At 62.2% G+C, this 26607-nt stretch carries 23 protein-coding genes; 8 read left to right on the plus strand and 15 right to left on the minus strand.

Annotated elements, in window-relative coordinates:
* Nucleotides 1–12 precede the first annotated feature (12 nt).
* Together ACSSVC_RS22300 and ACSSVC_RS22305 are read left to right on the plus strand one after the other, a co-directional pair.
* Entirely contained in the window at nucleotides 13–2553 is a 2541-nt protein-coding gene (locus ACSSVC_RS22300) for a PAS domain-containing hybrid sensor histidine kinase/response regulator (protein ID WP_346636233.1), read from the plus strand.
* Between the two features lie 51 nt (nucleotides 2554–2604).
* Nucleotides 2605–2880, plus strand: a complete 276-nt coding sequence (locus ACSSVC_RS22305) for a peptidylprolyl isomerase (RefSeq protein ID WP_492611386.1) — start codon at nucleotides 2605–2607, stop codon at nucleotides 2878–2880.
* A 91-nt stretch (nucleotides 2881–2971) separates the two neighbouring features.
* On the opposite strand, the gene ACSSVC_RS22310 is transcribed toward ACSSVC_RS22305, so the two are convergent.
* The 11 genes from ACSSVC_RS22310 to ACSSVC_RS22360 all read right to left on the minus strand — a co-directional run bounded on the left by ACSSVC_RS22310 (nucleotide 2972) and on the right by ACSSVC_RS22360 (nucleotide 13084).
* Nucleotides 2972–3889, minus strand: a complete 918-nt coding sequence (locus ACSSVC_RS22310; RefSeq protein WP_346636232.1) for a sugar kinase — start codon at nucleotides 3887–3889, stop codon at nucleotides 2972–2974.
* Between the two features lie 120 nt (nucleotides 3890–4009).
* A complete protein-coding gene (locus tag ACSSVC_RS22315; RefSeq protein WP_492611387.1) occupies nucleotides 4010–5227 on the minus strand; it encodes an amino acid deaminase in 1218 nt (405 codons plus the stop codon).
* A gap of 47 nt (nucleotides 5228–5274) precedes the next feature.
* Nucleotides 5275–6039 carry an IclR family transcriptional regulator gene (locus ACSSVC_RS22320; RefSeq protein WP_404937161.1) on the minus strand — a complete coding sequence of 255 codons (765 nt, stop codon included), beginning with the start codon at nucleotides 6037–6039 and terminating at the stop codon, nucleotides 5275–5277.
* Nucleotides 6040–6208: 169 nt separating this feature from the next.
* Nucleotides 6209–6598: a RidA family protein gene (locus ACSSVC_RS22325; RefSeq protein ID WP_102881511.1), complete on the minus strand. Its 390-nt coding sequence runs from the start codon at nucleotides 6596–6598 to the stop codon at nucleotides 6209–6211.
* 1129 nt (nucleotides 6599–7727) lie between these two features.
* The gene (locus ACSSVC_RS22330; protein WP_346636228.1) at nucleotides 7728–8273 is read right to left on the minus strand and encodes a hypothetical protein; all 546 of its coding nucleotides are present in this window, start codon (nucleotides 8271–8273) and stop codon (nucleotides 7728–7730) included.
* Between the two features lie 46 nt (nucleotides 8274–8319).
* Complete coding sequence (locus ACSSVC_RS22335; RefSeq protein ID WP_346636227.1) at nucleotides 8320–8499, minus strand: hypothetical protein; 180 nt, start codon at nucleotides 8497–8499, stop codon at nucleotides 8320–8322.
* Between the two features lie 135 nt (nucleotides 8500–8634).
* On the minus strand, nucleotides 8635–10068 hold the full coding sequence (locus ACSSVC_RS22340; RefSeq protein WP_404937163.1) for an RtcB family protein: 1434 nt from the start codon (nucleotides 10066–10068) through the stop codon (nucleotides 8635–8637).
* Nucleotides 10069–10292: 224 nt separating this feature from the next.
* The gene (locus ACSSVC_RS22345; RefSeq protein ID WP_492611388.1) at nucleotides 10293–11261 is read right to left on the minus strand and encodes a hypothetical protein; all 969 of its coding nucleotides are present in this window, start codon (nucleotides 11259–11261) and stop codon (nucleotides 10293–10295) included.
* Nucleotides 11262–11678: 417 nt separating this feature from the next.
* Nucleotides 11679–12080 (minus strand): hypothetical protein, encoded by a 402-nt coding sequence (locus ACSSVC_RS22350; RefSeq protein ID WP_492611389.1) that lies wholly within the window; start codon nucleotides 12078–12080, stop codon nucleotides 11679–11681.
* A 179-nt stretch (nucleotides 12081–12259) separates the two neighbouring features.
* Entirely contained in the window at nucleotides 12260–12487 is a 228-nt protein-coding gene (locus ACSSVC_RS22355) for a hypothetical protein (protein WP_492611390.1), read from the minus strand.
* 150 nt (nucleotides 12488–12637) lie between these two features.
* Nucleotides 12638–13084: a hypothetical protein gene (locus tag ACSSVC_RS22360; protein ID WP_492611391.1), complete on the minus strand. Its 447-nt coding sequence runs from the start codon at nucleotides 13082–13084 to the stop codon at nucleotides 12638–12640.
* A 239-nt stretch (nucleotides 13085–13323) separates the two neighbouring features.
* Between ACSSVC_RS22360 and ACSSVC_RS22365 the strand changes: the two genes are divergently transcribed.
* Nucleotides 13324–13896, plus strand: coding sequence for a type 1 glutamine amidotransferase family protein (locus ACSSVC_RS22365; protein ID WP_404937166.1), 573 nt, complete (start codon nucleotides 13324–13326; stop codon nucleotides 13894–13896).
* A gap of 118 nt (nucleotides 13897–14014) precedes the next feature.
* Here the strand turns inward: ACSSVC_RS22365 and ACSSVC_RS22370 are convergent, their stop codons facing one another.
* The 4 genes from ACSSVC_RS22370 to ACSSVC_RS22385 all read right to left on the minus strand — a co-directional run bounded on the left by ACSSVC_RS22370 (nucleotide 14015) and on the right by ACSSVC_RS22385 (nucleotide 17626).
* Entirely contained in the window at nucleotides 14015–14482 is a 468-nt protein-coding gene (locus ACSSVC_RS22370; protein WP_492611392.1) for a DUF6368 family protein, read from the minus strand.
* A 154-nt stretch (nucleotides 14483–14636) separates the two neighbouring features.
* Nucleotides 14637–15029, minus strand: coding sequence for a hypothetical protein (locus ACSSVC_RS22375; RefSeq protein ID WP_404937168.1), 393 nt, complete (start codon nucleotides 15027–15029; stop codon nucleotides 14637–14639).
* 156 nt (nucleotides 15030–15185) lie between these two features.
* Nucleotides 15186–16274 (minus strand): polyamine ABC transporter substrate-binding protein, encoded by a 1089-nt coding sequence (locus ACSSVC_RS22380; protein ID WP_492611393.1) that lies wholly within the window; start codon nucleotides 16272–16274, stop codon nucleotides 15186–15188.
* A 50-nt stretch (nucleotides 16275–16324) separates the two neighbouring features.
* Nucleotides 16325–17626 (minus strand): NAD(P)/FAD-dependent oxidoreductase, encoded by a 1302-nt coding sequence (locus ACSSVC_RS22385; RefSeq protein ID WP_404937170.1) that lies wholly within the window; start codon nucleotides 17624–17626, stop codon nucleotides 16325–16327.
* A 136-nt stretch (nucleotides 17627–17762) separates the two neighbouring features.
* Here ACSSVC_RS22385 and ACSSVC_RS22390 point away from each other — a divergent pair, with 136 nt between their 5' ends.
* The 5 genes from ACSSVC_RS22390 (at nucleotide 17763) to ACSSVC_RS22410 (ending at nucleotide 26606) form a co-directional block, all read left to right on the plus strand.
* Entirely contained in the window at nucleotides 17763–18683 is a 921-nt protein-coding gene (locus tag ACSSVC_RS22390) for a LysR substrate-binding domain-containing protein (RefSeq protein ID WP_404937171.1), read from the plus strand.
* A 567-nt stretch (nucleotides 18684–19250) separates the two neighbouring features.
* Nucleotides 19251–20402 (plus strand): non-hydrolyzing UDP-N-acetylglucosamine 2-epimerase, encoded by a 1152-nt coding sequence (wecB, locus tag ACSSVC_RS22395; RefSeq protein WP_404937172.1) that lies wholly within the window; start codon nucleotides 19251–19253, stop codon nucleotides 20400–20402.
* Nucleotides 20399–22576 carry a cyclic di-3',5'-guanylate-activated glycosyltransferase NfrB gene (gene nfrB, locus ACSSVC_RS22400; protein ID WP_346636215.1) on the plus strand — a complete coding sequence of 726 codons (2178 nt, stop codon included), beginning with the start codon at nucleotides 20399–20401 and terminating at the stop codon, nucleotides 22574–22576. The genes wecB and nfrB overlap by 4 nt, the downstream gene beginning before the upstream one ends.
* Complete coding sequence (locus ACSSVC_RS22405) at nucleotides 22573–25737, plus strand: NfrA family protein (protein ID WP_492611394.1); 3165 nt, start codon at nucleotides 22573–22575, stop codon at nucleotides 25735–25737. The genes nfrB and ACSSVC_RS22405 overlap by 4 nt, the downstream gene beginning before the upstream one ends.
* A complete protein-coding gene (locus ACSSVC_RS22410; protein ID WP_492611395.1) occupies nucleotides 25737–26606 on the plus strand; it encodes a DUF4434 family protein in 870 nt (289 codons plus the stop codon). The genes ACSSVC_RS22405 and ACSSVC_RS22410 overlap by 1 nt, the downstream gene beginning before the upstream one ends.
* Nucleotide 26607 lies beyond the last annotated feature (1 nt).

Genomic DNA, 26607 nt, shown 5'->3' on the forward strand with positions numbered 1-26607 from the left:
GACACCTTCGACATGAATGGCACCCACTCCGGCAGCGAAGCCGCCCACCTGATTGCCCGTCTGGACTGGTCCGCCACAACCCTCGGTGAATCCGACCACTGGCCGCAAAGCCTGCGCACCGCCGTGGACATCGTGATCCATTCGCCGATGCCAATGCTGCTGCTCTGGGGCGCCGAGCTGACCCAGATCTACAACGACGGCTTCGCCCTGCTGGCGGGCAACAAGCACCCCAACGCCTTCGGCCAGCCCGCACACCTGACCTGGCCGGAGCTGATGGACTTCACCGACCCCATCTATCGCGCGGTGCTCAAGGGTCAGGTCCGCAGCTTCAGTGAGCAGCGCTTCAGCCTGCAACGCAGCAACGGCACAGAATACGACCTGTGGCTGGACCTGACCTACAGCCCGATCCGCGATGAGCGCGGCGACGTCGCCGGGATCCTGGTAACCGCCATCGAGACCAACGAGCGCCGGCGCATTGCCCTCGAACTGCAGCAACGCTCCGACGACAGCCTGCGGGCCCAGCACGAGACCGAAGAACGCCTGCAGCTGGCGCTGGCAGCAACCGACGCGGTGGGCACCTGGGACTGGGACATTGGCGAAGACCGCTTTATCGCCGACACCCATTTTGCCCAGCTGCACAGCGTCGACCCCCAGCAGTCCCGGCAACTGCCTATCAGCGAGTACCTCAAAGGCGTGCACCCGGAAGACCGCGGCATGGTGGCCCGGGGCATCAAGCACTGCATCACCCATGGCACCGAGTACGCCGAGGAATACCGCCTGCAATTGGCCGATGGCCAGGTACGCTGGGTGTTCGCCCGGGGCCGCTGCTACAAGGACCACCACGGCCGGCCGACGCGCTTTCTCGGCGCCGCACTGGACCTGACCGAGCGCAAGCAGATGGAGCAGGCGCTGCGCCAGAGCCAGACCGAACTGCAACTGATCATCAACGCGATGCCGGTGCTGATCGGGTATGTCGACCGCGAGGAGCGTTTTCGCCTGAACAACAGCGCCTACCTGGACTGGTACGGCCTGACCCCGCAGGAGCTGTACGGCAAGACCATCCGCGAAGTGCTGGGCGACGAGATCTACGCCACCCGCGCCGAGAACATTGCCGCCGCACTGGCGGGCAAGCCCTGCAGCTTCGAAGCCAACTCGCCCCACCGCGACGGCCGCCCGCGCCATGCCCTGATGAAGTACCTGCCGCGCTACGGTGCCGACGGTGCCATCAACGGTTTCTACATTTTCGTCATTGATGAAACCGAGCGTAAACAGACCGAAGAGGCCCTGCGCAACCTCAACGAAACCCTGGAAGAGCGGGTCACCCGTCGTACCGAGGCCCTGGCCACCGCCAACCAGCGCCTGCAGAACGAAATGTTCGAGCGCGAGCGCGCCGAGGACGCCCTGCGCCATGCGCAGAAGATGGAGGCTGTGGGCCAACTCACCGGCGGCATCGCCCACGACTTCAACAACATGCTCACCGGCATCATCGGCAGCCTGGACCTGATGCAGCGCTACATCGACAACGGCCGCGGCGATGAAATCGGTCGTTTCACCGAAGCCGCCATGTCCTCGGCCAAGCGCGCCGCGTCCCTGACCCACCGCTTGCTGGCCTTCTCCCGGCGTCAGTCCCTGGACCGCCAGCCCCTGGACCCGAACCAGCTGGTGCGCTCACTGCAGGAGCTGTTCAACCACACCAAGGGCGAGCACATCCAATTGCAGATGCAACTGGCGGACGATGTGTGGCCGGTAAACACCGATGCCAGCCAGCTGGAAAACGCCCTGCTCAATCTGGTGATCAACGCCCGCGACGCCATGCCCCACGGCGGCCGGCTGCTGATCGAAACCGCCAACAGTTACCTCGACGGCAGCGACATCAGCACCCTGGAGCCGGTCAAGGCCGGCGACTACGTGATGCTCGGGGTCAGCGACAACGGCGCGGGCATGAGCCCGCGGATTCTGGCCAAGGCCTTCGACCCCTTCTTCACCACCAAGCCCATCGGCCAGGGCACGGGCCTCGGGCTGTCGATGATCTACGGTTTTGCCCAGCAGTCCGGCGGCCACGTGACCATCAGCAGCGAACCGGACCAGGGCACCTGTGTGCGCCTGTACCTGCCTCGCCTGCACAGCGCGCCCCTGGAAAAGCCGGAAGCCACAGGCAGCAGCGAGGCGCCCCAGGCCATGGCCGGGGAAAGCGTGGTGGTGGTGGAGGACGACCCGGCAGTGCGCATGCTGGTGCTCAACGTCCTCAGCGAACTGGGCTACCGCGCTTTCGAGGCCGAGGACGCCCGCAGCGCCCTGCCCCTGTTGGAGTCGCCGATGCGCGTCGACCTGCTGGTGACCGACGTCGGCCTGCCGGGCATGAACGGCCGGCAACTGGCGGAGATCGCCCGCCAACAGCGGCCCGCGCTGAAAGTGCTGTTCATGACCGGCTACGCTGAAAAGGCCGCGGAGCGCCAAGGCTTTCTGGAACCGGGCATGGACCTGATGGCCAAGCCGTTTTCCATCGAAGAACTGGCGCAGAAGATTCGCCAGATGATCGGCCGCGAGTCCTGAATTCAGGCATAATCCGCGGCCGCCGATTTCCCGCTACAAGGTCACGCCATCATGAAAGCCCAAGCCCGCCACATCCTGGTGAAAACCGCCGAAGAAGCCGAGCAGCTCAAGCAGCGCATCGCCAAGGGCGAAGCCTTCGATGTCCTGGCCAAGAAATACTCCACCTGCCCGTCGGGCAAGCGCGGCGGCGACCTGGGAGAAGTGCGTCCGGGACAGATGGTCGGTGCCATTGATCAGGTGATATTCAAAAAGCCCCTGCGCACCATACACGGCCCGATCAAGAGTAAATTCGGCTATCACCTGGTGCAGGTGTTCTTCCGCGACTGACCCACCACCCCCCGTAGGAGCTGGCTTGCCAGCGAAGGCGTCCGCAAGAACACCGCCCCATCCACAGGCCTCTTCGCCGGCAAGCCGGCTCCTACAAAGCGGCCTCTCGGGGAATCAACGCCCCCGGATGCTGAATCACCCGGCTCGCCAAGCGATGCCCGGCCTGCGCCGCGTCCACCGGACTGCCACCCAGCAAACGACAGGCCAGATAAGCCGCACTGAAGGAATCCCCCGCCGCCGTGGTGTCCACCACCTGTTCCACCTGCTGCGCCGGTATTTCGTAGCTCTCACCGCCACAGCGCACCAGGCACGACTCGGCCCCGCGCTTGAGCACCACCTCGACAATATTCGGATACGCCGCGAACACCCCATGGGCGTAGTCATGGCCAAACAACGCCTGCTCGTCATCCAGCGTCAGCAACGCCAGATCCACATGCTCCAGCACCTGCAAATAGGCCGCCCGAGCCTGCTCCACCGAGGCCCAGAGCCGGGGACGATAGTTATTGTCAAACACGATCTGCGCCTGGCGGCGACGTGCCTCCACCAACAGGTCAATCAGCTTCTTGCGCCCCGACTCCCCCAGCACCGCCAGGGTAATGCCGCTGAAGTACAGCACATCGTAATCCTGCAGATCCTCGAGGATCGGCCCCGCGGCCGCCGTATTGAAACAATCGCGCACCGCCGCTTCATTGCGCCAATACAGAAAACGCCGCTCCCCCCGAGCATCGGTCTGAATGCAATACAACCCCGGCAAACGCCCGGGCAGGCGCTGAACCTTTCCCAGGCCGATACCTTCCTCGGCCCAGCTCTGGCACATGGCATCGCTGAAACTGTCGTAGCCCAGGGCCGTGACGTAATCCACCTGTGCCTGCTGCCCGAGCTCCCGGCACAGATACACCGCAGTGTTCAAGGTATCGCCACCAAAGCTCTGTTGCAGACTGCCGTCGTGACGCTGTTGCAGCTCGATCATGCATTCGCCGATGGCGGCGATGCGCTTCTTGCTGTTCATGTTCCTGACCTCTCCTTCAAAGCACACACCACCGGGTAGGAGCTGGCTGGCCAGCGAAGGTGCCCTCAAGACCTGCGCCCTAGCCAAGGGCCTCTTCGTCGGCAAGCCGGTTCCTACGTGTCAGAAGCAGGTTTCCAGGCTTTCGATCACCTGCAGGTGCTCATCCACCAGCAAACCGGTGCGCCACTTGTCGAAGGTCAGGCACGGGTGCGATGTGCCGAAGGAAATGATGTCGCCAATACGCAGCTCCACTCCCGGCGCCACGGTGAGAAACGCGTGCTGATCCATCACCGCCGTCACCTTGCACGCCGCCACATCATCGCCGGCACCGGCCTCGGCTCCCGCGCGGTAACGCCGCAGCGGCACCGGCAACCCGGCGTCATAGGCCACATCGCGCTTGCCCAGGGCCACTACCGCAAACCCCGGCTCCGGCAGCGACTGCACATGGGCCCAGACCTCCATCGCCGGACGCAGGCCTTCGTGCAAATCACTGCGTCGATCCAGCACACAGCACTGGGCCTCTTTGTAGATGCCGTGGTCATGGGCGACGTAACTGCCCGGACGCAGCACGCTGAGGAAACGCCCCTTGGCGTTGTGGGCCTCGAAGGACTCGGCAATCAGGTCGTACCAGGCCGAACCCGAGGCGGTGATGATCGGCCGCTCGATGGCAAACAGTCCGTCGTTGTGCAGATCCACCGCCAGACGCACCAGGGAATCGGCAAACTGGCGAATGCCGCTGATGGCCTGGTCGCCATGGATCACCCCTTCGTAACCTTCGATACCGCACAACGCCAAAGCCGGCTGCGCCTGGATCGCCTTGGCCAGGGCCAGTACTTCCTGCTCGCTGCGGCAGCCGCAACGACCGCCCACCACGCCGTACTCGATCATCACCTTGAGGGTGACCCCACGCTCAGCGAAAAACGCCCCCAGATCGGCCACGTTATCCGGGTGATCGACCATGCAATAGAAATCGAAATGGGCATCCGCCAGCAGCTCGGCGATCAGCGCCATGTTCGGCGCACCCACCAGCTGGTTGGCCATCAACACCCGACGCGCGCCATGGGCGTAGGCAGCGCGAGTCTGTACCGCCGTGGCCAAGGTGATACCCCAGGCACCGGCCTCCAGCTGCCGCTGAAACAACCCCGGCATCATGCTGGTCTTGCCATGGGGCGCCAGCTCGGCGCCGCTGTCGCTGACAAACTTCTGCATCCAGCGAATGTTGTGCTCCAGCGCCTCGCGGTGCAGCACCAGGGCCGGCAGGCTGACGTCGCTCAGCAGACTCACGCCGTTAGCAGCGGCGCCCTTTTCCACCAGGGGCAGATTCAAAGCAGAAGACATGTTGGCACTCCTTATCAAGGCGGCTGCGCACAGCCGCGACACAGGCATCAATCGTTGATACGCCGGGCCAGACGATTGGCGCTGTCGATCAGCACCCGGCGATATTCCTGGTAATTGCGCTGGGCATCGGCCCTGGGCGCGACAATGCACAGGGTACAAATGCACACCCCGTGCGCATCGCGCACCGGCGCGGCAAAACAATGGGTAAAGGTGTCGGCGACACTGTCGAAGGAAAAGAAACCGTCGTCGGTGGCCTGACGAATTTCCTGGAGGAAGGTCTCCAGCGGCAGACGTTCACCATTGGGCAGCATGAAGTCCTGATCATCGATCATCTCGACGATCTGCTCATCGCTCATATGCCCCAGCAGCAAGCGCCCGGACGCGGTCCAGGGGATCGGCGCGTTCTCGCCAATGTCCGAGGAAATACGAAAATGCCGCTCGCCTTCCTTCATCAGCGCGACGGTGTATTTGCGCCCGTTGAGCAGGCACATCTGCGCCGTTTCCCGGGTCTGACTGACAATTTCCTGCAACGCCTGATCGGCCTCGCGGCTCAGATCGAAATGGCGCAAATGGGCCTGCCCGAGAAAATACAGCTGACGCCCCAAGTACACATGACCGTCCTTGCCCACCGGCTCCAGAACCCGCCGTTCCAGCAAGGACGCCACCAACTCATAGACCGTGGACTTGGGACTGCCAATGCCCTTGGCGATATCGTTGGGCCGCAGCGGCTGACCGATCTCCTTGAGGAAATCGAGAATATCGAACGCCCGATCCAGACCCTTGGCCCGGCGCTTGATGCTGTCTTCACTCATCTATCTGGCCTTCACAAAAAAACATGGCGCCCCTATCGACCCGTAGGAGCCGGCTTGCCGGCGAAGAGGCACTCAAACCTTGTGTCGCCCTCACGGCCGTCTTCGCTGGCAAGCCAGCTCCTACACAAGCCAGCTCCTGCACAAAACAGCCGAGACAAGTTCGCCCCCATCAAGGCTTCTTCTTGTAGGCCACACAATCGATCTCGACCTTACAGTCCACCATCATGCTGGCCTGCACACAGGCCCGGGCCGGCGCGTGTTCGGGCTTGAAGTACTCGCCGAACACCTTGTTGAAACTCCAGAAATCCCGCGGGTCTTCCAGCCACACGCCAACCCGCACCACATCCTCCAGGCCGTACCCGGCCTCTTCGAGAATGGCCAGCAGATTGCGCATCGTCTGATGCGTCTGCTCAACGATTCCACCGTGAATGATCTCGCCATCCAAAGCCGGTACCTGACCGGACACATGCAGCCAGCCATCGGCTTCGACGGCGCGAGCGAAAGGACGCGGCTGGCCGCCGCCTGCGGTGCTGCCTGTGCCGTAACGGGTGATGCTCATGAGAGGTTCTCCTGGTTGAAGGTTGGCCATCTTGCTGGCCACGCCCAAGAATGCTGTCCAACTCGCCGCGTGTTTCTGTGCAGTCAATACCGCAGAAAACAACGATGACCTGGAAAACGCCAAGGCTCTAAACAAAGACACTCCGCCTCAAAGCATTCCGCTACAACGGAATAAAATATGAAACAACGGAATAGGCGCCAGAGTGTGCCATGGAGAACAAAGGAGATGACAGGGGGATGGCAAAACTTTCCAGGAATGGGTCATCCCGTCGCCTTGATCAACCCTCAAGCTCCTTTGCTTGACCTGCTGACCTGCGCCATGACCACCCGCAATGCCGATCACCTCGACCTGAAGCGCTTCTCGAGCGTGACGACCTAGTTGTTACACAATGGCTGCGATGTGTTGCGCGTCACGGAACAACAAGCATTGCAATTGCCGAAGCCGACTTGCCGGAGATGAGGCCCGCAAGACATGCAGCGTCTGGACCGACGTCTTCGCTGGCAAGCCAGCTCCTACACGAGGGGCGCGACACGCCGCTCCAGCTCCAGCTTCAGGCCGGCCGGCAGGCCGCCGTCGCGCTCTTGATTTTGATCTTGATCTGAACGCCCCGTTAACCACGATGGCCGAACGCAGGCATTGAGCCGTGGGTAACCCGGCAGGACGCCGGGTTAGCCGCCATCAGGCCATGGATGGCCTGTGGCGGCGGCCCACGGATCAATGCCGGAGTGAGGGAATGCCGAGCCTAGGCGAGGCACCGAGTGGAGGGGCAAGACTTTTTGGTTCCTTTTGTGTCGTTTGACAAAAGGGACTCGCCGTAAGGGCGAAACCGCCAGTGGCCACACCCAAAGCAACGGATATGTACACCTGCCAAATCGGGGACTCCGGTTTACGCGCGCCGAAACGCCAACCGATCGACCGAGAGCAAGCTCCCTCGCCACAGAGCTTGTGTGGCCATGGCAGACAACTGGGTGACAGCGCAGCAACCGCTACCTACAACACCCAATCCACCGGTGTCCTCGATGCCGCCTTCGCTGGCAAGCCAGCTCCTACCCAAGAAACCCCATCGTGCGTGTCACCCCCGTGCCTGACCCAAACTCTTCCCCATGGAAAGCCTGGCGCCCACAAGGCATCAATCAACATCAGCAACGCACAACACCCACCAAAGATTTCGCGCCCCCTGACAAACCACATAGGCAGAAGAAATAGTCGAATCCCTGGTCAACTCACACCAATCGGAACTATCGAACCGATACACCACCAGCTCGGAAAACGGCGCCGGAAACACAGCATCCAGCGCTTCGAACACCACCTCGCGGGCATAGGCCACGGAACATCCACGGGTGGACGAATGACACCCGCCCCGAAGCACCACCGCCAATAACGAGCCCTCGAACTCATATCGATTCAGCATGGAAAAGGGCCCGAACTCACCCTCGATCTGCCCGATAGCCGTCGACCTGGCGAAGTGGCTGAAACGCTCCAGAAACTCGGCCAGTCGCTGCCTCTCACCCAACACCTTGATGGCGGGCTCAGGCTTGAAGAAGCAGGACACCACCTCGCCACACTGGGCAAGCACGGCAAGCAGTTCGACAAGGGGTCGCTTGTCGACGACGAACTCGCTGGCACCTGTCAATGGCGCTACAGCATCGTGCTTCAGACTTTCATCTTGATTCATGATCGAGCACCCCACCTTGGCCGCAAACAGGCAATCACCAGAGCAACTACCGTGCCCTGGGCTTTTGCGGCCGCAGATAGAAGCCAGAAATAAGCGCAATCAGCACCAGCATCAACGCCAGGCTGGGATCACCTTTAGGCAGCATGAACTGATAAAGGCCAGCGCCCATCGAGAGCATCGACCCCATGCACAACACAAACCAAACAGCTTTTTTAAGCAACTTCACGATCTGATGACATCCCTTGCACAGATAACTTCAACGACACCGCTCAGAACGACCAGGCCGGGGGGCGACAATGTATCGGCCGCACAGTTGCACGGCAAACCCGAAAACCATCCCCGCCCCACAGTCCCTGCAAGCTTAAGCCTTGAAGGTCAAGATCGGCGAAAACCGCGCCATCACCGACACCGTGCCCTCTTCCACCTGGGACTGGATCACCTGGCCAATTTCCTTGTAGGCCCCCGGTGCTTCTTCGATCATCCGTTCTTCCTTGGTGGTGATGCACTCCACCCCCTGCAAACCGAGGAAAGCCTTGTCCTTCTTGGCCTTGAACACGATCTCGCTGCGGGACATGGAACGCCCGGCACCATGACTGGCCGAGCGCAGCCAGCGTTCGTTGCCCAACCCGGTGAGCAGGTAGGAGTCATGCCCCATGCTCCCCGGAATCAGCAGCGGCTGCCCGGCATAAGCCGGTGTGGCGCCCTTGCGGTGCACATTACCGCCTTCTTCGCGCAGCACGATGTTGTGCGGCACATCGACAATCAACGGCGCCTCGATGCCCGCGCCAAACACTTGCCGGGTGCGCTGGCGCACCATTTCCGCGATCAGCGCACGGTTGGCGTCGGCGTAATGGGCGGCGCTGTGCATGGCCAGCAGGTACTCGTCGGCCATCTCGCCAAACAGGGCGAAGATCTTCGAGTCGGGGTGCTTGATCCCCTCCGGCCACAGAGCCTTGGCCTTGTCCATCCAGCGCCGCCCGACATAGAAGCCTACGTCCCGGGAACCGGTGTGAATCATCATCACCACCTGCCCCACGGACAGGCCCTGAGCAAAGCAGGCCTGACGGTCCACCAGCTCGGTGACCACCTGGATCTCGACAAAGTGGTTGCCGCCGCCCAGGGAGCCCAGGCCCGGGTCGCGGAGGATTTTCCGCGACCGGTCCTGCAAGGCTTCAGGCGCGTAGTCGGCGCTGCCTCGGGCGAAGGACGACTCATGCAGGCCCGACAACTCACGCTGCAACTGGGCGAAATCCGCCCCGGCAAACAACCCGATGGGGTCCTGCTGCTGCACCTGGGCCCAGAAGTCCCCCAGCCCGGCTTGAAACAGCGCGGTCATGGCCGTTGGGCTGGTGGGGATATTGCGCGTGCCCTCCAGCAGATCGCCACGGACCAGGGCGGTCCACTTGGCTTTCTGCGCCATGAACTGCTCGTAGTTCAGCCCCAGCTTGTGCAGGCGCATCCCGCAATTGATGTCGGTGCCGATGGCTTGCGGCACCACCATGTCGTGGCTGGTGACGATCACACTGCCCACCGGGATCGGGCTGCCTGTGTGGAAGTCCGGCGTGGCGCAGGCGCACTTCACTTCACCGCCATGGGGGTGGGCGACCTTGGCGAAATCCATCAGTTGGAGGATGGCTTTCTCTTCGATGGCAAAGCTATCGGGCAGCAGCAAATCCACCTTGAGCCCGGCGTCATTGATCGAAGAAATAGAGAGAGAATTGGAATTCAGGCGTTCGATAGCCACCCCGGAACGGGCGAGCTTGTGCTGAATTCTTTTCAGAGGAGTCTTGGTCATTTTCAACTGCTTTTCTTGGACGCAACAAAACAACCACCCTTTTGGTGGCTGGAATTGTCTGGTCAGCAGCGAAACTTAGACGGCGCGGATGATGCTCAGCGCAAGGCTGAATGTAAATACCCTACTGCAAATTATTTTCTGGATTGACTGACCCGCCTACCCTCCAGACTGCCCGAAGAGGATCAGCCTGGCATGCCTCCCTCAGGCTCAATACCTAGTGCGCTTTACAAACGCTTGACCTGAAAGGCGTTCGGGCTCGATGCAGCAATGTCCTCGCCCGACTTGCCGCAGTCTTCAGTCACGTCTTTTTTCAATTCTGCATCTTCAAGTGCGCAGGCCTTGGCAATTTTTTCACTGGTGCTTTTCTTCCAGATCGAAAATTTAACGACACTATTTGAAGTCTCTTTTCGTATAGCATCATCCAGCTGCTGAAAAACAGCATCAGTGCAACTTGTATATATATTTTTCAAGGCCGTCGCATTATATAACTTCTTATGATACGGATATTGCATCAATGTATTATTCACTTTGCAGTCGCGCTCTCTTTTCAACTTATAAAGCGCAACATCAGGTGTTTTTCTTATGCGATCCGTCCATATACCCTGATCCCAATCATTTCTCACAGCATAGCCAGCTGTCAGCGCAAGATCATACACAGTAGTGACATTACGAAGTTTCTCGATCGTCAAGTCATATGTGTCCTTGCTATCCACGCCCGCAGGCACCACAACCCTGCCAAGATAGTCTCGCGCATCGGGGAAAATTTCATTTGTCTTTAAATACGCAAGATCATAGTTACGCTTTCTTTCACTCACAATCTCGGTTGTAAACCCCCATTTCAAAGAAGATACAAGCAATGAGCCTTGAAGCAAGCGCGATCTATGAGCCTGTTTGTACTTGAGATAGACACCTATATTTTCCGCCCGCTGCAACTCTCTCCTCTGTTGATCTTCTTGTATTTTTGAAGCTGTGCAAGAGGTGAAAAAAGAAAAAGCGCCTACCAATGCCGCCCCGACAAAAACAGGGCCAAAAATGTACTTTACCAGTTGATCCCTGTAACGTTCCTTCCGAACAGGAAAAGCACGAATCGCAGCATCTTTAATAGCATCTACAGCAATCTGCTCAATGGCGTTTCTTATATAAGCCTCCATCTTAAGATCGCTTTCAGTCTTATCTGCATCATCCTTACCCATTTGCACTCTCCCTAACGAGCTTAAACAAGGTAAAACAACTGACCAATAACAAACGCAGACACCACAAACACACCCACAAGCCACCAACCCCAGCCTAATAACAAACAGCTATTTCAAGTAGTCCAAACATTCAAGGCAACAGCTGTCTTACCATTGCAAATATTAGCCGAGCCATAAGAAGCCACAGTGAAACCGATCAGAGGCAGTTGCTGTGATCGCAACCAAGCCAGCTCAAGGGGGAAAGAATGTGGACGTGGCAAATGAAGGTGGGAAACTACCAGCCCAAGACAGGACAGAAGGCCAAGTTACGCACGCCGCACGAGCTTATCGAGGGGGCCGATCCGGGATCTCCGGCAGCCAAGGGCAGGACTGCCAACGCCTTCGCCAGCAAGCTGGCTCCTACAGAGCTGCGTGGGGTCAAAAGTTGAAGCGCACGTCCTTGACCACTGGCACGCTGCCCCAGTGAAAGTTGCACAACCGCGCCACTTCCAGATTGCCCTCGCTCACCGGTACGCAGCCGCCCTTGAGGGTGACGCTGCTGGTGCCTTGGCGCGAGAGCGGGTATTCCACGGCAGGTCCCGCGGGGATGCGGTGAACCAGGGTGACGTCTTCGGCGAAGTCGTCAGTCAGGCTGAAGATCAGACTGCCGTCCACGATCAGGCGGTAAGTGTCGTGTTGAAAAGCAGCGCCTGGGAGCAGGCACATTTGCGCGCTGTGACCCTGCACCTTCTGCTCCTGGCAGTTGGCTCCCGGCTCGGCTTGTGCCCCTTGCGCCAGGAGCAATGCTGCCAGCGCCCCCAACCATTTTGACTTGAACATCGGCCCTGCCTCCTTGGGAAAAGGCCGCTGTTATACCCGTGGCCGCGGGGAATCGCCAGCTACCGTCTTCGCGAGCAAAGCTCGCTCCTGCCACAGCAGGGGTAATCGCCGTTAGCGGGGCTGCGGGCCAATCGCAAAAGCTTTAGTGAAACCTGCTCACCGTTGAGCAACAACCAGGCTCAACGCTCCCCGCCGTTTGCCTGAGAAAGGCGCGCGGACTTGTTCGGCCCGCCTTTCCACGGTGTGTAAAACACGCTGGCGTGGATCGGCTGCACCTTGCCCTGCTCGACCGAAAAACCCGGCATCTGCCGCAAGTCCAACTGCTCACATAGCTCTGTGGCGCGATTGCGCAATTGATTGTCAGGCTTGAACGACTCGGGTCGGTAACGCACTTCCCGCAGGTTCACCCAGCATTCCTGCACACGACCCTGAGGATCGGCCTTGACCTGGAAACTGGCCACCCCGACGCTGTCCACCGGCAAGCGGGCCAGCGTGTGTTCCCAGAAGAAATGACTTTGGGCGTATTGAACGGCCTTGAAATCAAATGCCTTCAGCTGCTAGGACTCCAGGGTCAACTGAGGGAACATCAAAGTCCCTTTGACCTCCAGCACGCCGTCAGGCTCAAAAGCCGTGGCAGGCGCTAGAGGAAACACCGTATTCCAGCAGATTGCCTTGACCATTTCCCCAAGCTTCGGGTTGTAGGGATAGGCTTGTGCGCTAGGTGCCGAGCTGCTCTGCGCCTCACAACTGATGACCTGATTCTGCCGATCGAACCTCATGACCAGCTCCACGCTGCCCATCAGTTTCTCGCGGTTGGCCCTGAGGCTTTCGCGGTGCAACACCTGCTGTACAGTGGCGGCATAGAGTTGCGTATCTGTCCGCTGTTGCTGCTCTTCCTGGGATAGCAAGGTGCTGGGTGAGCCGGATTGGCAACCGGACAGCACCAGAAGAATGCCGCCCCATAACCCGCACTGCGCCGGGGTCCCGTTCAGAAAGCTGTACATGTTCAGTTCCTTTGATGGGTTCACTCACGAACCGCCTTGCTCTGTATTCAGTGACGTCAAGGCGCGGGATCTTAAGCGAGCCCCATCCTTAAAAGCCAACGACAATTGCCGGCTGTCACTGTCGTCCCACAGACTTCTACATTTACGCCTGTGCAGTAAAAGCTTCTCCATCCGCCAGCCGAAAAACGGGTTACCCTGACGCCCTACCAATGCTCATTGCCCCAAGGAAGGACAACCACGTGACCCGCGCCATCACTATCATCTGCGACAATTTCGCCGACTGGGAAACTGCCCTGATCAACGCCACCGGCCGTGGCTACTATGGCTTCGACTGCCGTTATGCTTCCCCCAAGGGCGCCATCGTGACCTCCATGGGCGGCCTGCGGGTGACCCCGGACCTGGCGTTGGAAGACATTCGTCTGGATGAAGTGGATCTGCTGATGGTCTGCGGCGGGAGCGTCTGGCAAAGCGACCAGGCGCCGGACATCGGCAACCTGCTGCGCGCTGCCCAGGCACACAACATTGTGATCGCCGGTATCTGTGACGGCACCCGCGAGCTGGCTCGGGCCGGGGTGCTGGACGCGGTGAAGCACACCTCCAATTCGGCGGCCAACCTGCTGGCAGTGAACTATGGCGGGGCCGCGCACTATCAGGAGGTGCCCCATGCCGTCGCGGACCAGCGCGTGATCACCGCCCCAGGCAGCGCACCGGTGAGTTTCATGGCACAGATTCTCGGCACCCTGGGCATCAACGACGACAACCTGACCTACTACCTGGGCCTGCACGCCGCCGAACACCAACAGAAGATCTGACCTCTCCCCTGTAGGAGCCGGCTTGCCGGCGAAAGCGATCTCACGGCCGCCTTCGCTGGCAAGCCAGCTCCTACGGAAGGTGGTGGGCGGGGCGGCAGTGCGGGCGCGTGGCCGTGGATCATTTCACCAGTCGAAAATCCCGATGCCCCAACCATGCCGCAAAGTCCACAGAGCTGAAAATGCTCTCGCCCTCATGCTCGATGATCGCCAGCCCCGCCAGAAACTCGCTGTCCCGGGTGTAGGCATGGATGCTGGCGCAGAAGGCCACCACGCCATCCAGGCGCCGGACCAACGCCAGCGCCGCCTGTCCTAGCCGTTGGTGATCCAACAGATCTTTATCCATGGCCGCCAGGCTCAGGATACCTTCAGGGAGCCATCCCAACGGCCCGGCCAGCCCGGCATATTCCGCCAGTTCCTCTGGATAATCGGGCCCTAGCGCGTAAAGCATGGGGCTGCCTTCAATGAAGAACGATCCCGTCCCCATCCAGGGCTGATCTGCTACTTCGGCCAAGCAGGCCCGTACCAGGCTTTCGACCAAACCATCGATCTTGCGCGGCAACAGCACCCTGACAGTCGGTCCGGCCATTGATTGATGTTCTCCAGCGGGCCGCCTGCGCATTATCGAGAGCGGACAAGTCATGGTTGCTTACATCCGCTCCGGCCCCCGGAGCGAATCACCGGGCCGGGAGCATACAGACAGCAAGAGGCGTGTACAAAAACCTGCGCTGCATTGATGCGACTCAACGCCTGGAGCCATTGACCCCAAGCACCTCCTCCAAGCGCTTCGCCTCCCCCTCCGACAACAACGGCGCAGGCGGCTCCATAGCGTGCCGGATGGCAACCTGCGCCGCAGGGGCAGGAGGCTTGGCCCTGGCGGTACGGCTGCGAGTCGAGCGGCTCTGCGGATACAGCGCCTCGTCCAGGCATTTGTCCCGCATGCCCTGGCTGGACAAACCCTGACAGCCCTTGCCGTTGGACCAGGCCCGGGCACCACAGGTGGTCTTGCTGTCGGGGTCTTGCAGGTCGACGCAGCCCAGGGAGCCAAAGCCGTGCCCGAGCACTTCAGCGGGATCGGCGGCGTGGGCCGCTGCGCCATATAGCAGCAGCGAAGCGATAAGCAGTGTCTTGTGCATGAGTGCGCATCCTTGGCGACAGCATCTCCTCGGCCCGATCCCACCACCGAGGCTTGCTGTGGTGTGGTAGGAAATACACTGTTCTATCAGCCGAAGATGACAGTTCCCCACCTCTGCCGCGCGCCCCTGCTCCGGTGGCTTGAAACGCCCCTGCCCTCAGGTGCCGCTGGTGATCCGGGTCCACAGGCGAGTGCTCAGGCGCATCCCGGCCGGGGTCATGGTCTTGATCGGGAACAGGGTGTCGAGCACCGATTGCGGCGGGTAGGCGGCCGGGTTGTCACGCAGCCGTGGCTCGATGTAAGGCAAGGACGCCGCGTTGCCGTTAGCGTACTGCACGAAGTTGCTGATATTGGCGATAACCTTGGGGTCCAGCAGGTAGTTCAGGTAGGCGTAGGCGTTTTCCAGGTGCGGGGCGTTCTTGGGAATCACCACCATGTCCATGGCCACGGTAGAGCCTTCCCGAGGGATGCTGTAGCCGATGTTCACGCCGTTTTTCGCCTGCTGGGCGGTGGCCATGGCTTGCAGCACGTCGCCGCTGAAACCCACGGCCACGCAGATGTTGCCGTTCGCCAGGTCGCTGACGTACTTGGCCTGGTGGAAGTAGAGGATCGAAGGACGGATGGCCCGCAGCGCCTCCTCGGCCTGCTTCAGCTCTGCCGGCTGTTCGCTGTGGGGATCAAGCCCCAGGGCCTTGAGGGTGATGGGTACCATCTGCGTCGGGTTGTCGAGGAAGGCTACGCCGCACTGCTTGAGCTTCTGGATGTTCTCTGGCTTGAACAGCATCTGCCAGGACTGGGTGACATCGGTGTTGCCGAAGATCGCCTTGATCTTGTCGACGTTGTAGCCGATGCCAACGGTCACCCACATGTAGGGAATGCCGTACCGGTTGCCCGGGTCGCTGGTTTCCAGCAGCTTCATCAGCTTGGGATCGAGGTTGTTCCAGTTGGGCAGCTTGCTCTTGTCCAGGGGCTGAATTGCCCCGGACTGGATCAGCCGCGGCAGGAAGTGGTTGGACGGGCTGGCCAGATCGTAGCCACTGCCACCGGTCATCAACTTGGCCTCGGTGGTCTCGTTGCTGTCGATCACGTCGTAGGTGGTCTGGATGCCGGTGCGTTGGGTGAACTCGCTCAAGGTGTCGGGAGCGATGTAGCCGCTCCAGTTGGCGATGCTCACTGTTTCTGCCGCCTGTGCGCCTGTGGCGCACAAGGCCAGGGATAACAGTGCCGTAGTGGTGCGATTGATCATATTGCCGCCCTCTGTGCTCTTATTATTGCGGCGATTTTTCGCCGCGACGGTTAACGTTCGTGTCGCGCGCGCTGCACTTCCCAGCCCATGCGCAAGCTTGCTCCAATGTCAAAAAACGGTCGCGGCGGCAGGTAGCCGGGGCGGGCCTGGGACAACACATCGCGCAACAGCGGCGAGTCGCCGCCGGCCGCCATTTCCGCCAGCAGCCGCCCCCACAGGGTGCCCCGGGCAACCCCGGAGCCGTTGCAACCGGCCACTGTGTGCAGGCCCTCGGCTACCCGGCTGAAATAGGGTTCGCCAGAGCGGGTGCCGCTCAGGTGTCCGGTCCAGGTGTATTGCAGATCGGCATCGGTGATCCCGGGAAAGCGCTTTTGCAGACCCCGCAGATGTGCCTCGCGGCGTACCGCCAACTGCGCCAGCCCCAGGTCACGCTGGCGGTATTCGACGGTATTGCGCATCAGCAGCCGGCGCCCTGGCAGCAGGCGCACGGTGGCCGCTCCCGGCAGGGTGGAAAGCACGCCCCAGCCCTGCTCGTCCAATAGGCTCTGCCAGGGTTGTTCTGGCAGCGGCCGGGTGATGCTGGCGCTCAGCTCCAGGGGAAAGGTGCCGCTGTGCTTGACGCCAACCCGAGGCAGGAACGCGCCGACACAAGCCAGCACCTGGGCCGCCTTGATCTCGCCCTCTCGGGTCTGCGCCCGCCAACCCTCGCCGGGCACGGGTCGCAGGTCGTCCACCGGGCTGTTTTCATAGACATCCACGCGCTCGGGCAACGCTTGCAGCAGGCCCTTCACGTACTTGGCCGGCTGCAGCAAGGCGTTGCCACCGGCGCAGTGAATTGCCCGCTGATAGAAAGCGCTGCCCAGGCGTTGCTGCAGCGCCGGGCCTTCCAGATAGCAGGCCTGAGCCCCGACCGCATTCAAGGTGGCGACCCGCGCGGCACTGTCCTGCAGGTGCTGGGGCTGATGCACGGCGAAGTGGTAGCCGCCGTCATTGAACTCGCACTCGATGGCCAGTTCGGCAATACGCTGGCGCACCTCCTCGCCGGCGGCGAAACCCACCCGCGAGGCGACCTGATAGGCCGGATAACCAGGGCGGTCGATCAGTTCGTCGGCACCCGGCAGTTCATGGCTGACCACAAACCCCGAATTGCGCGCCGAGGCGCCCTGGGCCGCACGCTGACGATCCAGCAGGACGATGCGCTGCTGGGGAAACATCCGCGCCAGGGCGTGGGCAGCCGAGAGGCCGGTAATGCCGCCGCCGATGATCAGCCAGTCGGTTTTCTGCACGCCCTTGAGTGTCGGCCGCTGAGGGGCTTCCCCCGCCAGGGCGATCCAGCCACATACATTGTTCAAAGCCTGCCACTCCTTCACAATCCATGCGCCAGGAGCATTCAACAGGGAATCCACGCCGGCGCCACATGCCCACAATCTATGGCGACCCAAGCTGGATTTCGAACGTTATTAATTCATTGATCTATTCGGAAAACGCATGGATAACCCTCTTCGACTGCCCTCGCTGCAAGCCTTGCAGACCCTGCTCAACGTGGCCCAGACCCAGAGTTTCACCGAGTCCGCCGCGCGCCTGCACCTGACCCAGAGCGCAGTGAGTCGGCAGATCCAGCAACTGGAGGAGCACTACGGAGTGACCCTGTTCGAACGCAGCAGTCGACGAGTGTCACTGACCGACCAGGGCCGCGATGCCTGCAGCGTGGCCAGCGAGATTCTCCGGTCCCTGGGAGCGCTGCAGGAACGCCTGGCCCCGGCGCCCCTGGACCGACCGTTCCGTATCCGCATCTTCGTGTCCCTGGCGGTGCGCTGGCTGCTGCCCCGGCTCAGTGGCTTCTACGCCGCCAACCCCGGACTGTGCCTGTCCATCGAGACGGTGGGGGGCGCCCTGGTGGACACCGGTGGCGACTGTGATGCCTATGTGCTGTACCTGCCCGAAGGCCTGGACGAACGACCGCTGACACTGCTGTTCGACGAGTACCTGGTGCCGGTATGTGCACCGCAGTTGAGTGACGGGCAACAGCCGCCGCGCTCCCTGGAGGAACTGGCGGGGCATGCGCTGATCCACGGCTCCATTAGCCGCCAGGAGTGGACCGCTTGGCTGCAAGCCCAGGACGATCTGACCCCTCGCAGCTACAAGCACATCCTGTTCAACCTCGACGACCTGGCCCTGGACGCCGCGGCACGAGGGCTGGGAGTGGCCATGACCGACCTGATCCTGGCCCAGGACTCGATCGCCCGGGGCAGCCTGCTGATACCCTTCGGCGCAGCACTGAAGACCGGTGGCGTCTATGCCCTGTGGCTGCGCGACAGCGGCGCCGCGCACCCGGCCTGCGAAACCGTATTGAACTGGTTCCAGGCCCAGGCCGCCGAACGGGATCTACCCACCCCGGACAATGGCTGAACCAGGCCCTGCTGATCATGGGCCGGGACAAACAACGCTGAAGGACCACTGAACAGGGTCCGGGGAAGGTTCGAAAAGTGCTGAGCGCTCAGTTGTAGACCGCCGTCATTGCCCAGGCAAAACACCCCAGCACCAGGGCCATTGCTACTACATACACCGCTAAAGCACGACCCACAGCACTACTCCACAAAACAGACTGCCACCCATACCTGCACCCCCCAGGACGGGGGATGACGCGCATTTTAACAGCGAGCGACATCATTTTGACACAATCGCACGCGACGGATTTTCAACCTCCCGACAAGTGGCATTAGCGTCAATTTTGTGACAAGCATTTCACTGACGTGGAGGTGCCCTGTCGAGGATCGAGAAAGCATGATCCTGCATCTTCAAAGCAGTATTGCGCCATACAAAGGAATTTAACCTCAAGATCGCCGCAACATCCTCTTTTTTCAGCAACTGCACACTTGAGCGATAGCACAGCGTCCCTGCCCCTGCTGGACAGGAGTAGTTAGCACTGCTTTGATTCAACGTTCGTTCCGATTGCATCGCACCCAAGGAGGGGACATGCCTTTTAAAGTCATGATGGTTTTCGGTACACGCCCTGAGGCAATCAAGATGGCTCCACTGGCCCGGGTTCTAAAACACTGGCCAGGTCTGCAACTGCACATCTGTTCCACCGGCCAACACCGGGAGATGCTCAAACAGGTACTGGATTCCTTCGAGTTGCAAGTCGACAAAGACCTGGAAGTGATGACCCAGGGCCAGTCCCTCAACGGCCTCTCGCAACAACTGCTGATCCATCTGGATACCACCTTCGAGCGCCTGCAACCGGACATCGTCCTGGTGCATGGCGACACCACTACCAGCTTTATCGCCGCCCTCGCCGCCTTTCACCGCCAGTTGCCCATCGGCCACGTCGAGGCCGGGCTGCGTACCGGCAACCTCAGGGCGCCCTGGCCCGAGGAAGCCAACCGGCGCCTGACCGGGGTCATCGCCGACCTGCACTTCGCTCCGACTGCCGAGGCCCAGGCCAACCTGCTGCGGGAAAACGTGCCCGTGGAGAACATCGAGGTCACCGGCAACACGGTGATCGATGCGCTGCTGTGGATGCGTCACCACCAGCAACAGACCCAATGGCGCCCCGCCGCCGATTCGCCCCTGGCGGTGCTGGAACACAACCGGCGCATGGTGCTGATCACCGGCCATCGCCGGGAGAATTTCGGCGACGGTTTCCGCGACATCTGCGAAGCCCTGGCCACCCTGGCCCAACGCTACCCGGACGTGCAGTTCGTGTACCCGGTGCACCTCAATCCGCAGGTGCAGAGCGCGGTCTATGGCCTGCTCTCGGACACACCCAACATCTACCTGATAGCGCCTCAGGACTATCAGCATTTTGTCTGGCTGATGGGGCGCTCGTACTTCATCCTCAGCGACTCCGGCGGCATCCAGGAAGAGGCGCCGGCCATCGGCAAGCCGCTGCTGGTACTGCGCGACGTCACCGAACGGCCGTCGGTGCTAGAGGGCGGCACCGTGTTGCTGGTGGGCACCGACCGCGAACGTATCGTGCGCCATGCCAGTGCATTGCTGGACGATGCCGAGTTCCATGCCCGCATGAGCCGGGTACACAGCCCCTGTGGCGACGGCCATGCCAGTGAGCGCATCGCCCGCCGCCTATGCACCTGGCTGGAGGCTCAAGCCCTGCGTGACAGGGCATGAGCCTGGACTTGGTCGATGCCTTCATCTACATCCTCTACGGCCTCAAATACCTGGCAATCAGCCTGGCCCTGCTGATGTTCCTGCTGGGCCTGGATGACCTGTTCATCGACCTGGTGTACTGGAGCCGCAGGCTGATCCGGCGCTGGCGGATCTACGAAAAGTTCAAGCCGGCAGACGAGGAACGGCTGTTCGCGACCCCGGAAAAACCGCTGGCGATCATGGTCCCGGCCTGGAACGAGGTGGGTGTGGTGGGCGAGATGGCGCGCCTGGCGGCGTCCACCATCGACTACGAAAACTACCAGATCTTCGTCGGTACCTACCCCAACGACGCCGAGACCCAGGCCGACGTCGACGCGGTGTGCCTGCACTACCCCAACGTGCACAAGGTGGTCTGCGCACGCCCCGGTCCCACCAGCAAGGCCGACTGCCTGAACAACATCATCGACGCCATCCTGCGCTTCCAGAGCGAGGCGAAGATCGAGTTCGCCGGCTTCATCCTGCATGACGCCGAAGACGTGATCTCACCCATGGAACTGCGCCTGTACAACTACCTGCTGCCCAACAAGGACCTGATCCAGATCCCGGTCTACCCCTACGCGCCGCAGTGGCAAGGTTTCACCGCCGGACATTATGTCGACGAATTCGCCGAGAACCACGGCAAGGACGTAATCGTGCGCGAGGCCCTGACCGGCCAGGTGCCCAGCGCCGGGGTCGGCACCTGCTTCAGCCGCCGCGCCATCAGCGCCCTGCTGGAAGACGGCGACGGCATCGCCTTCGACGTGCAGAGCCTGACCGAGGACTACGACATCGGTTTTCGCCTGAAGCAAAAAGGCATGAAGTGCATCTTTGCCCGCTACTCGATAAACGACCCCAAACTGGCCCTGGACTACCAATGGGTACCGGGCATGAACCGCCAGTTCGCCCAGGTGATCTGCGTGCGCGAACACTTCCCCCGAAACTGGCAGCACGCCGTCCGGCAGAAGTCCCGCTGGATCGTCGGTATCGTGTTCCAGGGCACTACCAACCTGGGCTGGAGCCGCACGGGCCTGCTCAACTACTTCCTCTGGCGCGACCGTCGAGGGCTGATCGCCTACCTGCTGAGCTTCATGGTCAACCTGCTGTTTCTGGTGCTGCTGAGCCTGTGGCTGATCACTGTGCTGACCCCGGATGCCTGGCACTTCCAATCAATCCTGAGCGACAGCTCGCTGCTGGTGGCGCTGCTCTGGCTCAACGGCCTGATGCTGCTCAACCGCCTGTTCCAGCGAGCCTGGTTCGTTACCCGCTTCTATGGGCTGGTGCAGGGACTGTTGTCGGCACCGCGGATGATGTGGAGCAACTTCGTCAACTTCTTCGCCAACCTGCGAGCCCTGCGCCAAGTACTGCAGATGGGCGATTCGCGACGTGTGGCCTGGGACAAGACCACCCATGAGTTTCCCGCCCTGACCAAGGCCCAGCGCACGCCCCTGGGCCAACGCCTATTGGAAAAGGGCCTGCTCAGTGAAGAGCAGCTCGAAGCGGCAATCACCAGCCCGGTGCGTCGGCGCCTGGGCCGCGAATTGCTATTGCGGGGCTACATCGACAGCACCCAACTGGTGCAGGAACTGGCGGCACAGTTCGATCTGCAATGGGCGCCACTGAACCCGTTCAAGCTCGATCCGCAACTGATCGCCAGCATGCCCCGGCGCATTGCCGTGCAATACGCTGTGCTGCCGGTGGCCGAACAGGGCGAAACCCTGATCCTGGCTTCCGAAGACCCCGTGAGCCAAGTGTCCCTAGGGGCCATCAGTCGCCAGCTCAAGCGCCCGGTAACCTGCCGCCTGGCACCTCAGGGCCGGGTGACCCTGGGTATCCGCCACTGGTATGCCGGCCAACATCAGGGCGAGGAAACCCGACGCATGCTCGCCACCCTGGAACGGCGTCAGGACGATGAAGCGCTGCTGGAACGGGTCAGCCGTCATCAGGTGCAAATCGGCAGCCTGCTGCAAGTGCGTGGCCTGGTTCCGCCCAGCCTGTTCAACCAGGCGATGATCGACTACGACGCCGATCGCGGCTCCCTCGGTGAACATCTGCTGGAGCGCGGCATGATCACGCCTCAGGTGCTGCAACAGGCCCTGGCAGACCAGGCCAGTGAACAACAAGCGGCCTACCGCATCTTCGCGCGGGAGGATGCATGAACACGCGCAATCAACTGCTCCTGGGCGGCCTGCTGCTGAGCCTGTCCGGCCTGCCCCTGGCGCAGACCGAAGCCCTGAGCGAATTCGAGCGTTTTCGCAGCTATCCCTATCTGGATCGCAGCTACCGCGAAGCGCACAAAGGCAACTGGAAGGAAGTGGAACGTCTGACCCGGCACCTGTTGCAACAGGTGCCGAAAAACCAGGAGGCTCAGGGCCTGCTGGCCCAGGCCCTGGCCAGGCAACGCCGTTACAAGGATGCGTTGCAAGCCATGCACACCCTGCCACCAGACAGCGCGGCCCTGCTGGAGCTGCGCCTGACCTGGATCGAACAGGACCCTCCCGCCCCCCGGCAAGTGGAACGCTGGATCGACAGCAGTGCGCTGGAACATCGCATCCGCCTGTGGCAGGCCTACAGCATGAGCCTGGCCAAGTTCGGCGGCGCCGCCCGTGCCCATCAATGGCTGGCGAAACTGCCGGACAAGGGCGACGACAGCCAACTGCGCCTGGCCAGCGCCAGCTGGTCCGAACAGCTGCGCAACTGGGATGAAGTGATTGCCCAGCTCGAACCCGTAGCAGCCCGCCAGCAGCTCGATGCAGACGGCTGGCAGCGCCTGGCCAACGCCTACATGCAGCACCTGGACGAGAGCAAGCTGCAAGCCCTGCTGAAACAGGCACCCAGTCCGCAAGCTGCCCACAAGGTCCATATGGCGATGATCGAACGAGCCATCGCCCTGGGTTACCGGGCCCAGGCGCAGCGCTGGATCCTGCGCCTGCCTATGCAGGATCAGGCCGATCCGGTCCTGCGGGTACAGCATTGGGAACTGGCCCGCCAGGAGAACGACAGCGAAACCGTGCTGCGCCTGAGTGCCGAGCTGCAGCGACCTTGCCTGGAAACCGCGGAGTGGTTGTCCCGGCATGACCCTGACGCCGCCCTCCGGCAGTTGCATCAATGCTCGCCCAAAGAGGACCCACAGGCCTGGTTGGTGCTCGCCCAGCGCCTGCAGGCCGGCGACCTGCTGCAAAGCCAGCGGCTGCCGGAGCCTTGGGACACGGCGCGCCGGGAGCGTCTGCTGGAGGTCTGGCTGAAACAGGGCCAAGGCGCCCGGGCCCTCCAGTGGTTGAGCCAGCAGGAGCAAACCCCGGCGGTGCTGAAACAGCGCGCCATGCTGTTGCAGGCCCAGGGCCGCACCCGCCAAGCCGCTGAACTGTGGGAGCGCCAGTACCGCCAGACCGGCAACCTGGCAGCCCTGGACCAAGCCTCCTACCTGGCCCTCGACAACGGCCGGAAGGCCCACGCCCAGGCCCTGCTGGAGCAGGCCTACGACCGCCACGGCGGCGGCTTGCCTGCCTCCTCGCTGCAACGCCTGGCCGGGCTGTACGCCGCCCCATCTGCGTTGACTCCGGCACAGTTGCGCCGCCTGGGTGCACTGCTCAAGCGGGTCGATCCCATCACCCGCGGCCAACTGCTCGCGCAACTGGCGCAAAACGGTGGTTGCGACGCGGCGCAACAAGCCATCGGCCCACGCCCAAGGGAAATCGGGGAATACCGGGCCCTGGGCCGTTGCGCCATGCCCGGACAACCCGGCGCCGCCGTGGCCTGGTACCAGGCCGCCGAACGCCTGGGAGATCGCAGCAGCCGCTTGCCGCTGGCCTATGCCCTTGAAGCCTCCGGTGATTCGGCCGGTGCCTTGGCCATCTGGCGCAGCGTGCCGGACAGGCAACTGAGCGACAATGCCCGCCTCACCGCCAGCCGCAGCGCCTTGAATCTGGGCGACAACGCCAGCGCCGAGCACTACTGGCAACAGAGCCAGACCCGTGGCGCCGATGAGTGGGCCCTGGGCGCCGCCATTGCCGAGCAGCGTGGCGACTACAGCGGCGCTCTGGAACGTCAGCGTCAGGCCCTCGGGCCGTCAGCCAATGGCGGGCACCACTACGCAGCCTCGGTAACCGCCCAGAAGGCCGGCGACCTGTCACAGAGCACCCTGTGGCTGGCCGAGGCCGTGCGCCTGGAGCCGAACAACCCACGCTTTCGCGCCGACTACGGCATGCGCCTGGCCGGCACCCGAACTCCGGAGCAGCGGCGCCTGGCCATTCCCTACCTGCAACAGGCCACTCGAGACTTCCCCGAAGACTATCGCCTGGGCGAGACCCTGGCCTGGCGCTATGACGAAATCGAAAACAGCCTCGGCGCCCGCAAGGAACTGCGCCGGGTCATCGACCTGGAGCAGCACCCGGTGGCCGCCGACGATGAGAATGGCAGCATGCAAGCCCGTCGCTACCGTCAGCGCCGCGCCCACGAAACCCTGTCCCGGCGCGACAGTCTGACCCTCGCCAGCACCTGGTCGCCGGGCGGGGTCTCCACCCACAACAGTCTGTTGCCCAACAACCAGCACCAGGGCCACCACCGCCGCCCGCAATCGCAGAACGTCCAAGTGGCCATGTGGGACCACGCCCTGGGCGAAGAACCAAGCCGCAACGGCAGCAGCCTGTCGGTCTACGGCCGCACCCTGCTCGGCGGCCGCGGGCGCTCCTCCTACGGCGAGTCGGCCGCTGCCGGCCTGGGCCTGCGCTACAAGCCCTGGGGCAACGCCAACATCAACTTCTACGGCGAGCTCTACAGGCAAAGCCAGTTCGACGACCAGGACAACCACGGCCTGAGCCTGGGCCAGATGCTCGACCCCGGACGCCTGCTGGACCAGCTCAACGACCATCGTAAACGCGGCCACACTAGTACCGACTACCTGCTGCGGGGCACCGCCTCGTTCCTCGACCAGGGCCAGTACCGCAATGACTGGCGGATCGACGAGAGCGACTGGGACGAGCGCTTCCTCTACCTGGACGCCGCCTGGTGGACCAAGGCCGGTGACCATCAATGGCTGTCGCGCTACCAACAGGGCCACGCCTGGAAACTGCCGGTCAGCACTGCCCAGACCCTGATGCCCTACGGGTTTCTCGAGTTGGCCGCCCAGGACCCGCGCAACCACTGGCGCCAGGACCTGCGTACCGGGGTCGGCCTGCGCTGGCAGTACGGGTTCGACGATGACCAGTACAACGCCTATCGCAGCCGCCTGACGATACGCGCCGAATATCAACAATCCCTGGGAGGCAACCTGTACGAAGGGAGCAACGGCGTCCTGGTGGGCGTGGAGCTGAATTTCTGATGAAACGACTGACGTTGATCACCCTGTTGTACCTGGGCCTGAACCTCGGCGCCCAGGCCGAGGAGCGGCTGTTCTACCAGCCGCTGAACAGCGATGCGGCGCTGAGCCGCGAACAGTGGCGCGAGATCTGGCAGGCCAGCGCCCGCCAAGGCGTACGCACCCTGATCGTGCAGTGGACCGCCTACGGCGACTCGCACTTGGGCAATGCTCACGGCTGGCTCGCCGACAGCCTGCGCCAGGCTCGGGAACAAGGCCTGCAACTGGTCCTTGGGCTGTACATGGACCCGGCTTATTACCAGCGCATCGAGCAACTGGACAGCGCCGGTCTGGAAACCTATTGGCAAGCGCAGTTGGCCGGGTCCCTGGAGCGCCAGCACAGGCTGCGCAAAGACTGGAAGCTGCCGGTCAGCGGCTGGTACCTGCCCATGGAACTGGACGACCTGCACTTCCAGGCCGCGGAGCGGCGTAGCACCTTGCAGCGCCAACTCCAGGACTTCGCCCATCAGCTCGATGCGCCGCTGCACCTGAGCGCCTTCAGCGCCGGGCACCTGGCGCCCCGGGTCAATGGCGCCTGGCTCGGTGAACTGGCCGCCGGCGGCATACAGGTCTGGTGGCAGGACGGCGCCGGTACCGGGCGCCTGGCGCCGGGGGTGCGCGACAGCTACGCCGCCGCCCTGCCCTGCGGGGTCGGCATCGTCCGGGAGGCCTTCCGCCAGACCAGCGCCGAGGGCCAGCCGTTCCGTGCCGAACCGGCGGCGCCTGACGCCCGCCCCGGCGACTGCCATGCCACCGCGGTGTTTTCCCTGCGTTACCGCCCGTGGGGCAAACCGCTACTGGATCAGTTGCTCATGACCAAGGCGGGCCAGTGAA

It is taken from the genome of Pseudomonas sp. E1BtOHC1 (assembly GCF_058744285.1).

Coding starts and splice junctions, on each gene's coding strand:
- ACSSVC_RS22300 (WP_346636233.1), top strand. CDS start 13: ATGAATGGCACCCACTCCGGCAGCGAAGCCGCCCACCTGATTGCCCGT.
- ACSSVC_RS22305 (WP_492611386.1), top strand. CDS start 2,605: ATGAAAGCCCAAGCCCGCCACATCCTGGTGAAAACCGCCGAAGAAGCC.
- ACSSVC_RS22310 (WP_346636232.1), bottom strand. CDS start 3,889: ATGAACAGCAAGAAGCGCATCGCCGCCATCGGCGAATGCATGATCGAG.
- ACSSVC_RS22315 (WP_492611387.1), bottom strand. CDS start 5,227: ATGTCTTCTGCTTTGAATCTGCCCCTGGTGGAAAAGGGCGCCGCTGCT.
- ACSSVC_RS22320 (WP_404937161.1), bottom strand. CDS start 6,039: ATGAGTGAAGACAGCATCAAGCGCCGGGCCAAGGGTCTGGATCGGGCG.
- ACSSVC_RS22325 (WP_102881511.1), bottom strand. CDS start 6,598: ATGAGCATCACCCGTTACGGCACAGGCAGCACCGCAGGCGGCGGCCAG.
- ACSSVC_RS22330 (WP_346636228.1), bottom strand. CDS start 8,273: ATGAATCAAGATGAAAGTCTGAAGCACGATGCTGTAGCGCCATTGACA.
- ACSSVC_RS22340 (WP_404937163.1), bottom strand. CDS start 10,068: ATGACCAAGACTCCTCTGAAAAGAATTCAGCACAAGCTCGCCCGTTCC.
- ACSSVC_RS22345 (WP_492611388.1), bottom strand. CDS start 11,261: ATGGGTAAGGATGATGCAGATAAGACTGAAAGCGATCTTAAGATGGAG.
- ACSSVC_RS22350 (WP_492611389.1), bottom strand. CDS start 12,080: ATGTTCAAGTCAAAATGGTTGGGGGCGCTGGCAGCATTGCTCCTGGCG.
- ACSSVC_RS22360 (WP_492611391.1), bottom strand. CDS start 13,084: ATGTACAGCTTTCTGAACGGGACCCCGGCGCAGTGCGGGTTATGGGGC.
- ACSSVC_RS22370 (WP_492611392.1), bottom strand. CDS start 14,482: ATGGCCGGACCGACTGTCAGGGTGCTGTTGCCGCGCAAGATCGATGGT.
- ACSSVC_RS22375 (WP_404937168.1), bottom strand. CDS start 15,029: ATGCACAAGACACTGCTTATCGCTTCGCTGCTGCTATATGGCGCAGCG.
- ACSSVC_RS22380 (WP_492611393.1), bottom strand. CDS start 16,274: ATGATCAATCGCACCACTACGGCACTGTTATCCCTGGCCTTGTGCGCC.
- ACSSVC_RS22390 (WP_404937171.1), top strand. CDS start 17,763: ATGGATAACCCTCTTCGACTGCCCTCGCTGCAAGCCTTGCAGACCCTG.
- wecB (WP_404937172.1), top strand. CDS start 19,251: ATGCCTTTTAAAGTCATGATGGTTTTCGGTACACGCCCTGAGGCAATC.
- nfrB (WP_346636215.1), top strand. CDS start 20,399: ATGAGCCTGGACTTGGTCGATGCCTTCATCTACATCCTCTACGGCCTC.
- ACSSVC_RS22405 (WP_492611394.1), top strand. CDS start 22,573: ATGAACACGCGCAATCAACTGCTCCTGGGCGGCCTGCTGCTGAGCCTG.
- ACSSVC_RS22410 (WP_492611395.1), top strand. CDS start 25,737: ATGAAACGACTGACGTTGATCACCCTGTTGTACCTGGGCCTGAACCTC.